Genomic DNA, 13707 nt, shown 5'->3' with positions numbered 1-13707 from the left:
AATGGCAGAAGGAAAGTTTGACATATATGTTTTTGCAGATTGGGTCTGTTTAGAAAAACCAACCCTCATCGGTACGCTATCGGCGCATTTCGCTAAAGGAAAGAAAGCCTTCAGTTTTGAATACGATAAAGCGTGGTTAAAAACCGATGCACAGCGTTTGCTCGACCCTGACATTGAGTTTTATTCCGGGCCACAGTTTCCTACCAACAAAGAGAATTTTGGCATTTTTCTAGACAGTATGCCTGATACTTGGGGCAAAACCCTTATGAAACGTAGGGCTGCACAAGATGCTCGGGCGAAAAATGAAAAGCCAAAAGCCCTTTACGAAATAGATTATCTACTAGGTGTTTTTGATGAAAGCCGAATGGGCGCTTTACGATTTAAGACCGACTTGGAAGGTCCGTTTTTGGATAACGATGCCCAGACGCCAACACCGCCCTGGTCATCCTTGGGCGACTTGCAGGAAGCTGTCAAACAGTTGGAAAGTGATGCTCAGGATGAAGCGCTGAAAAAATGGATCGCCGTATTGATTGCGCCAGGTTCCTCATTGGGTGGTGCCAGACCCAAGGCCAATGTTTTTGATACAAGGAAAAACTTGTGGATTGCAAAGTTTTCATCCAAAACAGATACAATTGACAAAGCGCTATGGGAATTTTTGGCCTATCGATTGGCCATAGCTGCCGGCATCGATATGGCAGAATCCAAAGTGGAAAAAATCAGCGGCCAACATCATACTTTCTTGACCAAACGCTTTGATAGGGAAGAGGATAAACGCATACACTTTGCCTCGGCAATGACCATGACAGGGAATACAGAAGAGACCATTAAAGATGCATCCCCAAACTATCTCGAAATTGTGGAATTTATTGAGAATTACGGAGTTGATGTCGAAGCCAACTTGCACCAACTTTGGCGACGCATTGTATTTAATATTGCCATCTCAAACACCGACGACCATTTGCGAAACCACGGTTTTATTTTACGGGATAAGGGTTGGGTGCTCTCACCCGCTTATGACTTGAATCCATCGATTGAAAAGGATGGTTTATCTCTAAATATTGATATGGATGATAATGCTTTAAACTTTGATTTGGCTAAAAGTGTTGGGGAATATTTTCGTTTAAATGAAAAGGAAATGAATGTCATTTTGAGTGAAGTATTGACAGCAGTTAGATGTTGGAAAGATGTGGCTAAGAAATTAGGAATCAAGAACAGCGAAGTGCAGCTAATGGAAGGTGCCTTTAGGTGGGAATAACGACATAAATTTTAATGCTTAATTTGAACTATGGTCTTAAATTCCGTTCTTTTTATTTAGCTTTTAAAGCCTGCTGCTTCCTAAGTAGATTTTGAAACAATTTGACGGTTCTTTCTTGATAGGCCTCGGGTATTAGTCCACCTAAAATCCATCCGTCTATTATTAATTTCCTATTTTGGAGGTTAAACTCTTTCTTTAGGCAGACCAAGGCTTCCTCCTTGGTATTATGGTCCATCAGCTTGAACAATCTTCTTATGTTTTCAGTCATGGTCGGCTTTGGTAGGTGCTAAATATATTTCAAATTCTGTTAAAGAGAAAGTTAAATCAATTTGAGGGGTATTTATGAACGTATCGTTTTTTTTTTTTTGAACTTTTTAGGAAGATATTAAAACTCTCGCCGCACATTAAACTCTTTACACAAGGTGCAATCTGTAAAGAGTGTCACCAGTTTTAACTTTTATATAAAGGGAATCCCCTTTTGTTCAATTGGATATAGTATCAGGCTGTTAATCGGGGGGCTTGATTTGAGTCCAATATGTGGAAGCCTAAAACAGGTGTTAACATAAGAATGTAGCTGCCTTTTTTATTGAGTGAAGTGCTTTTTTAATATGTATCTTATCTGTTTTCTTCGCAACTTATTTTAGTTCTAAGGTTGTCAGAAATTTCTCAGTGATTTAAATCGGCTTTCAAACTGTTCATTTCAAACCCTTATTATATTGGAGGTATTTGAAGGCAAGAAAACTTGTTGTCGGATACATCATTAATAGTATACAAGAATATTTTGCATTTAACAAAGTGTTCATTATATTTGAATGTTCATTGTCGCTGAACAAATGAAAATAATGAACATAAAAAACTATGTATCGTAACAATGACTTTATATATGAAGCCACTTCTAAGCTTGAGCAGCTCATAAACATTCCTATAGAAATAGATAGTAGCCGTCAAAATTATGACGCTCTATTGCGCATCAAAAACGAGCAATTCATCGTCGAAGCAAAATCTGCTGTTAGAACTTCTAATCAAGGTCTTGTTTTATCTCAACTACAGGAGATGAAAAATAATAACAGTAGGCCTGTTATTTTAATTGCTGAGTATATTTCTAAAATGGCTGCAAAGGAATTGAAGGAACGTCTTATCAATTATATCGATGTAGCTGGCAATGCCTTTATCAAGCACAATGATTTAGTAATATATATTGAGGGGCAAAAGAAGGTCAAAAGAGAAAAAACTAATCAATCTCGTGCCTTTCAAGAGGCTGGTTTAAAGATACTCTTCCATCTTTTGTCGAAGCCCGAACACCTTCAGGATTCTTACCGAAAAATCGCAGAAAAGGCAGATGTTTCTATAGGTTCAGTAAGCAATGTTATGGCAGAGCTTGAAGACTTAAATTATCTTTTAAAAACTAGTGATAAACGTGTTCTTAAGAACACAGGAGCACTCTTAGAACGATGGATTGTCGAATACAATGAAGTTCTTAGACCACGTATCGTAAGAAAACGTATGCGTTTTATTGATCCAGACTATTTACAACATTGGCGAAATATAAATACGAATACTAATCTTGGAACAATTCTTTGGGGTGGGGAGCCTGGTGGCGCTATTCTTACCAATAATCTAAGACCGGAACACTTCACTCTTTTTACTGACCTAGAACTATCAGAATTGGCTAAGGTGCTTCGATTAGTGCCAAGTGAAGATGGGGAAATTGAAGTATTACAAAAATTTTGGAAGAATGATTTTGATGACACTGGTGTAGCCCCTGCCCTCTTGGTATATGCTGATTTGATTAATAGCGGTTACGGCAGAAATATAGAAACGGCAAAACAAATATTGGAGAATGACTTACAATATATCTAGCAGTAGATTCACTCATCCGCTGTTAAAGCCCATTTTAATGGAGCTTACACAATACTTTAAAGAGGCAGGAATCTCCTTTTTTGTGATTGGAGCTACGGCAAGAGACATCATTATGGAATTACATAATGAAAAATCTGGTCGCTTAACACATGATCTCGATATCGCCATAACAGTCAACGATTGGGAACAATGGAAAAAGGTTGAAGAGGAAATTATAAGTCTTGAAAATTTTACCAAAGACAAGAACCAAAAACAACGCTTTATCTATAAGGGTAAGTTTCAATTGGATATTGTGCCTTTTGGAGAAATAATGAAACAGGATAGTAGAATATTCTGGCCGCCCGATGAAGAGTTTGCTATGTCAGTCTTAGGATTTTCGGCTGCCGATGAAGCAGCTTTATCCATTAGTATCGATAAAGAGACTGATATTAAAATTGCCACCCTTAGTGGTATTTTTTTATTGAAAATAGCCGCGTGGAAAGACCGAAATCATAAAAATAACAAGGACGCTGATGATATGGGATTCATCTTAGAAAACTATCTCAATATCAATTCAGAGCGAGCTGCTATGGAACATTATGATGAAGTTTATGGAGTTGAACCTTTTTCAACAATAACTAGTGGCGCAACTCTCTTAGGTAAGGATATCAATGAATTGCTCAAAACCCATCAAAAAACCAAAGCTTCCATAGTTGAAATATTAACTGCTGAAAACAATAAAAAGGAAGACAGTAAACTGATCAATCAAATTATAGAAACGCACAAGGCATTCTCGTTTGAAGAGGTGTTAAATAGTATAGAAAACATAATCAACCAACTTAATTAAACACAACCATTATTTATATGGCCACAACTATAAAAAGTAAAGAAGAAGTAGTATTAGAAGATAATGAACTCGTTTGCATACTAACAGGAGAAGTAAAAAAAATAAAGGCGCAAGAAACTAATTTGCAATCCGTAATCTTAATGCTCAATGAAGAATATGGATTCGACTTAGGTGATATGGAGCGCAATTATACCATTGATTACGAAGATCCAGATACTGGTCGAACTAAAAAACAAAAGATAGATTTAGCCATCTTTGAAAAAGACAAACCGCACGAACAAGATTTTATTATTCGTATATGTGTAGTACAAGATGATAAGGTTAAGGAAACCGATAAGAAAAAAGGCCTTTCTGCTACTTTGGAGAATGCAATGGGTGCAGTTAATAGTTGTGAATTTGGTCTTTGGGCAAATGGCTCTAGCTATCATTTTCTTCAAAAAGAAGATGATGGGATTGGTTTTGATTTTGAATTTACCGATTTATCAGACTTTCCCGGAGAAGGAGAAACCTTGGAAGATTTAGACCGAGCAGACCGCTCGCATACACGTACGCCCGCAAATGACTCTTTGATAAAAGTATTCAAACGTTCGCATGATTATATCTATGGAAATGAAGGTCGAAAAAAAGATGCCTTCTGGCAATTACTGAACCTTATATTTTGCAAAATCTACGATGAGAAGCGAAGATTCATGGAGTTACCCAACGGAGAAAGCTACCGCCGTAAATTTTGGGTAGGTGTTAAAGAACAGAATTCAGAAGAAGGTCGAAAGGCTGTAGCAAAAAGAATTAAAAGTCTTTTTGAAGAACTCAAAAACGATAATTTGTTCTCTGAAGTGTTTCAAGGAAATGAAAGCATTGACCTTACGGATAAAGGACTGGCCTTTATTGCGGGAGAACTTTCAAAATATTCTTTTCTAGATGCTTCCGTAGATGTAAAAGGGCTTGCTTATGAAACTATAGTGAGCAATACCCTAAAACAAGAGGCGGGACAATTCTTTACGCCACGTAACATTGTGAAATTTATGGTAGAAATGCTTGATCCTAAAGAACATCATCGTGTATTGGATCCTGCTTGTGGCTCGGGTGGCTTTTTGGTAATGGTTCTTGACCATGTTCGCCAGCAAATTACCAAATACATGTATCCAGAGTTGGAAGGGCCATTATTAGAAGAAAAATATAATTCTATAGAAGTGAACGAACGTGTTCGAACTTACGCCGAGCATAGCATTTTTGGGTTTGATTTTGACCCTGATCTAAAGAAAGCAGCACGCATGAACATGGTTATGGGCGGCGATGGTCACGCCAATATTTTTCACGTAAACTCACTTGCTTACCCGCTATGGGAGCACCCTGCAGAGGTTGAAAAAATAAACCGCACGATAGAAGAGAGTATCAGAGTTATGCAGGATATTGAAAATGTATACACTACCGATGCTCGTGGTAAGTTTGATTTAGTTTTTACCAATCCACCATTTGGTGCCAAAGTGAAGGTCGAAACGGAAATTGCGTCCCGCTACTACCTAAGCCAGTATAGTAGTGCGCCAGAAGTTTTGTTCATTGAGGCTTGCTACAATCTTCTGAAAGAAGGTGGTAAAATGGCGATTGTATTGCCAGATGGCATTCTAGGAAATCCCAATATGCTTTCGGTAAGAGAGTGGATTCTTAATCACTTCAAAATACTTGCCTCCGTAGATCTTCCAGTAGAAGCGTTCTTGCCACAAGTTGGTGTCCAAGCCTCATTACTATTCTTGCAAAAGAAAACAGAACAAGAAGTACAATTGGCACAAGAACAAGACGAAGGCTATGATGTATTTATGGCAATAGCAGAAAAATTGGGTAAGGACAGAAGAGGAAATCCAATTTACTTGCGTGATGATGAAGGAGCTGAATTATTATTTAGTTCCGAAACAAGGTATCTCTCAAAAAAGAGAAATGGCGAGAAAATATTGAAAATTAGAAAAGAAAAGTTAAAGCAGCTAGACGATGATTTGCCTGAAATCTATAATGAATATCTGCAATTTATAAATTCCAAAATATAGATGAAGACTGGATTAATTAAAATATCAAGATTTGACGAGGGATTAACCGTTCTTAAACCTGACTACTATTTAAATAAAGGAAAGAAAACCATTACGGACTTAATCGAAAAAGGCGTTAAATACGATAGTCTTTCAAATTTATGTGACAAAATTTATCAAGGAGGAATATTTAAAAGAGTATTCGTTGAGTCTGAAACCAATTCTTTTAAATATGTTACAGCAACGGATATGATGAAGGTGCAGCCTTTAGACACAGCGAAAAAGATTTCAAAGAAGTACACTCCTTGGATAGAAGAAATGACTCTCAGGGAATCTCAGTTCTTGGTTAGCTGTGCAGGGACAGTAGGCAACACGGCTTTAGTTAACAAAAGTTTTTCTGGATCGGTAGGCTCACAAGAAATTATAAGAATTGAGTCAGAAAAAGTAAAGAATGGGTTTTTGTATGCATATATAAGTTCGCCAATAATAAAGGATTACATTCAATCTATGATTTATGGTGCAGTCGTTCCCAGGATCTCACCAGTAGAACTAGGCCATTTGCCAATTTTACTTCCCAGTCAAAAACTACAAGAGCAAATACATAATTTAATTATAGAATCTTCAGATTTATTGTCTAATGCCAATTTGCTTTTAAAAAAAACCCAGAAAGAACTAATTAGTCAAGTTGGATTGAAGGCTTTAGATATTGAAGATTACGATTGTTTTGGAAATCACTCTTCAAACAGAAAGGTTTCTGCATTTCATAAAAATATCTCGGAAATTAGTTCTTTGACGATTAATGCCTTCAATCACTCCTCTCGTCTTGAGAGAGTAAAAAAGAGAATTAAGAAAGTGGTGCATAAACCGTTGGGAGAATGCCTAAATGAAACGGGTTTATTCTCAACAGGTTCATTCAAGCGGTTAGAAATAGATTCCTCAAAGTCAATTAAACTTATAAATCAATCTGATATTTTCAATTTTAGAAAAAAAGGGAAAATGTTATCGAAAAGATATATAAATACCGAGAAGCTTGTTGAATATGGGGAAGTTCTAATAGCCGGCGTTGGAACTTTAGGGGAAAACGAAGCATTTTGTCGACCTGTTTTTGCTAATGAAGAACTAAAAGGGCAATTGGTTGCAGGTGAGTTCATTCGAATGAAAACTAACGATAACGTCCCCTCTGGTTATCTTTATAGTTGGCTCTCTTCTGATTATGGATTTAGATTGATAAGGGCTACTCAGTCCGGTACTAAACTTTGTAGGCCGATTCCATCACTACTAAAGGATATTCCCGTCCCAATTCTGGAGAAACCTGTCATGAATGAAATAGATACATCAGTAAAAAAAGCTCATACTATGTTATATCAAGCTTTGTCGAAAGAAGAAGAGGCAATAGCATTAGTAGAAAAAGAAATAGAAAAATGGCAAAAATAATTAAACCACCTTATTTTGAAACGGTAGTGAATGCCGGGGAGAAGCGTTTGCTTGATTTTTTGCAGATAAAACTCCCTGACACCTACTTCTTGATACCAAATGTGGAAATAGCTTCTACCAACCCCCGAAATAATCGCACTCAGTTTTGGGAATATGATCTGATAGTGGTTGCTCCCCATGCTATTTATAATATAGAAAATAAAGACTGGAAAGGCCGCATAGAAGGTGCTGATGATTACTGGTACATTAATGATAGACAAAAACCGAATCCACTCAAAACTGGTCGCCAAAAAACAGCTATTCTAGCATCAAAACTTAAGGAGGCCAATAGAGATTGGGGAAAGGCTTGGATTCAAAACATGGTGACGCTTTCCTATCCCAATTCATTCATTCCAAATCTAAGACAGGAGGCAGGTAAGCTATCTTTCATACTTACCAACGAACTAGTTGATTATATTAAAAATCCCAAACAAATTGGTAAATGGGAAACAGCTATCGTTGATATTCAAAATGATATTGTTCAATTCTTAATAGGAGAGCAAAATAAAAAAGCTCCTAATGAAAAGAAAGAAGTACAAGGCTACGAGATTGTAGAAATCTTAAAACAAGAATCGGATAATTATGTAGAATATCTGGTAAAGCTCAAAAATGTAACCTCAAACATACGGAAAAGGGTTAAGGAGTATTCACTACAGGTGGTAGGTTTATCACCTGTAGAACTGCTAAAGCGCGAGGAAAGTATCTTAAATCAATATAATGCGCTCATAAAAATCCGTTCAAATCCGTTCATTCTTCCTGTCGAGTTCAAACTGGATGAAGAAAATCATCTTTTTTACGAAATTACGGACTTGATGGAAGATGATTCTTTACGTTCAGCGTCACGAAATAAAACCTTCACGTTTGATGAACGTATAAGCATTTTAAAGAATGTAATGAGTGCTCTAAAATCAGCCCATAAGGAGAATATTTTCCATAGGGATATTAATCCTGATAATATCTTTTTAAGTAATGGCTATGCGTATTTAGGGAACTTTGGTAAGTCCTACTTTACGGATCATAATGACCATGGCTACACAGTGATGCCTACGATTAATGAATCTAGTGCCACACCGTACCATCCGTTAGAACTTATTGCTAAAGACGCTTCTAGAGCATCGGACATATATTCGTTAGGGGTATTAATAGCTTGGTTGTTTACAGGAAAAGAACCCATAAAAAATCCTTTTGAACTTGATAAACTAGGAGGGCAACTATCAACAGATAGATTACCGTCCGCGGAGAATAGTTCGTTACCAAAATGGCTAGATGATATCTGTTTAAAAACCATCTTAACCGATAGTGATAAGCGCATAGATAGTATAGAAGAATTAGAAACTAATATCGAAGAAGCTTTAAAAGTTGAGTTTTCAAGCAAAGAACCTACGAAGGCTACAAATTCTCCTATAGCAAATGACCAACTTGATACATATGATTTAAAGGAAGGGGATCGCGTAGATGACTATATTATTCATAAGATTTTAGGGCGTGGGGGTTATTCTCGTGTTTTCAAAGCGAAACATGATTTGCAAGGACGTGATTTTGCCTTAAAACTATTTCATGAAAGTGTTAGTGTTGCTTCTGTAATAGATGAATACAAAGCGTTAGCGGAATTAGACCATCCTAATATTGTGAAATTTGTATGGAACGGACAGACCCGTTATGGGCAATTTTACACCACAACTGAGTTTCTTGATGGAGACAATTTAAGCACTTATACAAAAACCGATGCGAATTTACCAATAGGCACTGTCTATAAACTAGCAGAGGATATGCTCTGTGCACTAAGCTATTTGCAAAATAGAGAGAAACCTATTCTGCACCGTGATGTAAAACCGCAAAACATTATATGGGATAATGAAGGACGTTTTGTACTTATTGATTTTAATGTGGCCTCCCTTAAGCAAGATGATAAGGCTTATGTTGGAACTAATCCGTACTTGGCACCAGATTTAGTGGATGGACATCATATCAATTGGGATCTTTCCGCAGATACCTTTGCATTGGGAATTACATTATATGAACTAGTCACCAAAAAATACCCATGGCCACAAGGTCGCATTCCTAAAATAAGCATTGACCCGGAAAATCCGAAAACAATTAATCAAAGGATTTCCGATGAATTTTGTGAATTTCTACTAAAATCAATTGGAACAAATAGTAATAAGCGATTTTCTTCTGCTCAAGAAATGTTAGACAGCTTGCGTGAAATAGGAATAAAAAATCTCCTTTCAGAGAACAAAGAAAAAGCTGGTTCCGTAGTACTTGATCAGAAAGAATATCATACAGAAGTTTCGATTAGACAAGGTAGTACAGTTATTACTCTATTAAATGAAATGTCAAATTATGGTCAATTACGGAAAACCATATATTCTTCCTTAAACAAATTCAAAGAAAAAATCGATGGCTACAAAACCTCTATTTCTTTAAAAGAGAAATTAAAAGTGGTAATCAAAGTTGATAATGAAGTCTTGATCAATGAGACTTTTTGGGCAGGTGGTGCTCGTAATTTTAATGATGGGAATATCCTTAAAGTATACGACGCTTTAAAGCACTCCTTTAAAGAAAATACTAACCGCTTAAAGGAGCACAAGATAGATGTTGAAGGAATTGATATGGTAGATTATGTTAATTCACTTTATAGTCAATCAAAGTCTGGGAATTGGGGAACACGTGTTAATGATCGAGGATCACAATATGACGAGGCCACATATTCACCTTCTAAATTGGATAGAAAATTAATACCAGATATACTAGATGCACGATTTAAACTAATAATAATTACTGGCAATGCGGGGGATGGTAAGACGGCTTTCATTAGAAAAATAGAAGACGCGGCTAGTGTGAAAAAACTAAATCGGTTTAAACATAAAAATGGAGCTGAATTTGAAGTAAACGGTATTTCGTTCGAAAGTAATTATGATGGGTCACAGGATGAAGACGGGAAAGTGAATAATGAAGTTCTAGAATCCTTCTTTCATCCTTTTGAAGGACTGAGAAATTTTTACAAAGCTAGTGAAGGAAGAATCATTGCCATAAATGAAGGGCGATTGGTGGAATTTTTGAAAACTTCTAAAAAGTACAAATCGCTTCACGACACAATTGACCAATATTTCTACAAAGAAGGTCATTTTGACCTACCTCCAGGATTAATGATTATCAATCTTAATTTAAGATCAATTACTGCTATCGATGGTGAGGAACCTAGCCTCTTCAGACAACAAGTCAAAGCATTGACTAAAAAGAGTCTTTGGACTAAGTGTGAAGGGTGCTCATTAGCAAACAAATGTTTTATCAAATACAATGTTGATTCTTTGAACGACCCAGCTTCTGGCAATGAGGTTATTACAAGATTGGAATGGTTACTTCGTACAGTTGGGTTAAAGCGCGAGTTGCACATTACAATGCGTGACTTACGATCTTTTATTGCTTTTATGATTGCACGTGACCATAGTTGCGAAGAAGTAGATGATGCTTATAACAGCTTATTAAACAAACCAGAAGTATACTGGCAGCTATATTATTTCAATATCACGAATCCGGATTATAAGGATTCTGGGAATAATGATCGCTTAGTGAAATTATTACGCGAAACAGACGTGGGTAGTGTAGCAATACCGAATCTAGATAGAGATTTGTTTTTTGGCCAACACGTGGCAAGACATTATTTAGAATTTGCTGATCGTGAATTCCATTTACTTGATGATTTCAATACAAACAAGATTTGGGTACCAGCTCACGAACAGGATAATGAAATATTGGATAAGATAAAGTCAATTCAGAAATCCTTCGTGCGCCATCAATATTATGAAGGACGTGTAGGCAATTATAAAAAACGGCTTCCGTATCAATCCTTGCAGAGTTTTTATAAAGCGCTTAATGTGGAAAAAGAGAATAGTGTTTCAGATGTAAAACTACATTACATCACAAATGATGAACAATCTAAAAGCAAACAGTTCCATTTTGATGAAGAAGATTTTGTGGATAATTCTACTTTCACAAAAGCATGCCTGAAACAAATTAAACCTCTTGTACAAAGGGAGGAAAAAGGAATAAAGCAATTGTCAATTATTAATCAGGCTACTGAATTTATGGAAGTAATTTCTTTGGATTCCTATAAGGGCTATAGTTGGACAGACTTTAAAAGAGCTACAAATACGCTAACTGTAAAAAAAGCAATACCCAGACTATACGAACAACTAACAGAAGACTCTTTATTGCGTCTTAAAATATCTATTTCTAGAGCCATATCAATGAATGAAGGATGTGAGAATGAGGCTATTTGGCGAAAAAACTTAGTATTAAGTACCTCTGAAATCAACGATCCATTTAGTAGATCGTTCAGATTATTCGATCTCAGTGATTTTGAGCTATTTGTAAGTCGTACGGATCATCTAGTTAAATATCTAGAATACGAACCAGATAGTCTTGTATTTAGACATAAACAAGAAACACATATTGAATTAGTTATTTCACTAGATCTTTTTGAAATGCTTTATTTTATTCAGCAGGGGTACAGTCCTTCCCTTAATGATATAAGAGGAAAGTTTGTGGAGCTAACCATCTTTAAAAATCTACTTGAGAACATCACTTATAATAAGGTAATAGTAACAAGGGATAATCTTGAGTTTTATGAAATAAGCAAGGATGTTAAAAATCATCTTAGTATAAAAACAATGCAATTATAATTATGGCGATAAAACTAAATAAAGAAGAAAGCGTCTTGAGGAACGAACTTATTTATGCTGGGGATGCAAAAGCTGTAAACATAGATAATGTATTTGTGAATTTGTTTATGCTCTTAAAGCACAATGGCATAAGACCTAGACAACGCGCAAGAAGCAATTCTTTTATTGACTTGGATACTCTACAGAGAGTTTTTGGAAAGCTAGAAGAAGATGGTTCTGTAAAAGGCTTTAGCGAGAACAAGGAAGCCGCAGTGCTTTGGATGAGAAGTAATCTGGTAAACATGGTTTATAGAGGCAATCTGGATAAGGAGAAAATATCTTCTCTTAGACCAATCCACCTCGAAAGTTATAGAGTTAGAAACGCAGCCCACACAAGAGATTACAACACCGCAGATCAAGTATATTTAATGCTTGGCGCAAATCCCAACGTAAAAGAGGAACTAAAGAGCTTTCTAATGGAAGGTTGGGATAACACAACTAATAAAATTAATATAAGAACTGGTTTGGATGTTGACAGTCTTGGACTATTGCATGTTATTAAAAATGTTAAACCTGGTTTTTTAGATACGAATAGTTCTTTAAATCAAATCAAGCCGCTATTAGAGGAACAAGCCAAACTCTATTGTGATGATGTGAGACGTTTGCTAGTTTATAAAAGAAAAATTCCGAGAAACGTTGTGGTAGATTATTTGAAGACTATTACGTCATTTCATTTGTCAATTTATATACAAAAGCTAGTTTTTCTACTACCTGAAATGGTAGAAAAAGGAGCTATTAGGCATAGTGATAATTGGAGTATTGTAATAGATGCAACAGATGATTTTGAAAGCAAAATCGCAAAACTTGCGAGTTATGACGCTGAGAGTTTAACGAATAGTATTTACGATTATATCAAGGCTACCTTTCAAATTAATGCTGCCCTGAGAAGATTAAAATTGGAGAAAACAAACTCAACAAATCTAGAAAAAGCGCTTAAGGTCCTAGCGGAAAAGCCTATGGGATTTGAAATTTATTTTGAGACTCAATGGGATAATCTATACAATTCGCTAGAAGAAGATGATAGGGAACTGATTAAAGATATGGTAAAGTATGAAGACTCTTATTTTGATAAATATATTGAACTAATAGTGAAAGCACGCGGCGCTTATCAATATAGGTATCATATACAGCTTATTGATAATCTCTCACAGAAGAATTCGGAACGGGGATTTATGGCCCAAGGACGAAGTAAAAAGCATCCACGGCGTTTCGTCTTAGGGACTCGACTATTGGAGACGCTAGTTCAAATATTGGTATTAAATGTTGAAGAAGATCATTTTACTACGAAAACGCTATCCATAGAGGAATTAATAGAAAACATAAGAACACGATATGGATTAATCATCAATGGCCTTTCTGAGGAAAGATTTACAGATGCAGATTTGAATACGCATTTAGCTTTTAAGGAAAATGTAGAATCATTTAAAATGAAACTACGCCAAATAGGCTTTTACAACGATTTAAGTGATGCCTACATATTACAAAGAGTGCGTCCTCGATACGAATTAAACGATTAAGAAAAGAATGGAATCGACTACCATAAACGTTTAC

Annotated in this window: 8 protein-coding genes; 7 read left to right on the top strand and 1 reads right to left on the bottom strand. The window is 36.0% G+C overall.

The window, feature by feature from the left end:
- Window position 1 precedes the first annotated feature (1 nt).
- On the top strand, window positions 2-1255 hold the full coding sequence (locus tag CLV81_RS01295) for a type II toxin-antitoxin system HipA family toxin (protein WP_106143262.1): 1254 nt from the start codon (window positions 2-4) through the stop codon (window positions 1253-1255).
- A gap of 52 nt (window positions 1256-1307) precedes the next feature.
- On the opposite strand, the gene CLV81_RS01290 is transcribed toward CLV81_RS01295, so the two are convergent.
- Complete coding sequence (locus tag CLV81_RS01290; RefSeq protein WP_106143261.1) at window positions 1308-1523, bottom strand: hypothetical protein; 216 nt, start codon at window positions 1521-1523, stop codon at window positions 1308-1310.
- Window positions 1524-2113: 590 nt separating this feature from the next.
- On the opposite strand from CLV81_RS01290, the gene CLV81_RS01285 reads away from it, so the two are divergent.
- The 6 genes from CLV81_RS01285 to mads7 are packed head-to-tail and all read left to right on the top strand — an operon-like array spanning window position 2114 to window position 13673.
- A complete protein-coding gene (locus tag CLV81_RS01285) occupies window positions 2114-3115 on the top strand; it encodes a type IV toxin-antitoxin system AbiEi family antitoxin (RefSeq protein WP_106143260.1) in 1002 nt (333 codons plus the stop codon).
- Window positions 3116-3152: 37 nt separating this feature from the next.
- Window positions 3153-3941, top strand: a complete 789-nt coding sequence (locus CLV81_RS01280) for a nucleotidyl transferase AbiEii/AbiGii toxin family protein (protein ID WP_245911889.1) — start codon at window positions 3153-3155, stop codon at window positions 3939-3941.
- A 17-nt stretch (window positions 3942-3958) separates the two neighbouring features.
- Window positions 3959-5980 carry a methylation-associated defense system DNA methyltransferase MAD2 gene (gene mads2, locus CLV81_RS01275; RefSeq protein WP_106143258.1) on the top strand — a complete coding sequence of 674 codons (2022 nt, stop codon included), beginning with the start codon at window positions 3959-3961 and terminating at the stop codon, window positions 5978-5980.
- Complete coding sequence (mads5, locus tag CLV81_RS01270) at window positions 5981-7393, top strand: methylation-associated defense system restriction endonuclease subunit S MAD5 (RefSeq protein ID WP_106143257.1); 1413 nt, start codon at window positions 5981-5983, stop codon at window positions 7391-7393.
- Window positions 7381-12117: a methylation-associated defense system protein kinase MAD6 gene (gene mads6, locus CLV81_RS01265; protein ID WP_245911887.1), complete on the top strand. Its 4737-nt coding sequence runs from the start codon at window positions 7381-7383 to the stop codon at window positions 12115-12117. Before mads5 ends, mads6 begins: the two co-directional genes overlap by 13 nt.
- 2 nt (window positions 12118-12119) lie before the next feature.
- The gene (mads7, locus tag CLV81_RS01255; protein WP_106143256.1) at window positions 12120-13673 is read left to right on the top strand and encodes a methylation-associated defense system protein MAD7; all 1554 of its coding nucleotides are present in this window, start codon (window positions 12120-12122) and stop codon (window positions 13671-13673) included.
- Window positions 13674-13707 lie beyond the last annotated feature (34 nt).

It is taken from the genome of Flagellimonas meridianipacifica (assembly GCF_003001695.1).
Lineage (GTDB): Bacteria > Bacteroidota > Bacteroidia > Flavobacteriales > Flavobacteriaceae > Flagellimonas > Flagellimonas meridianipacifica.
This window is presented reverse-complemented; position numbering and strand designations above follow the sequence as displayed.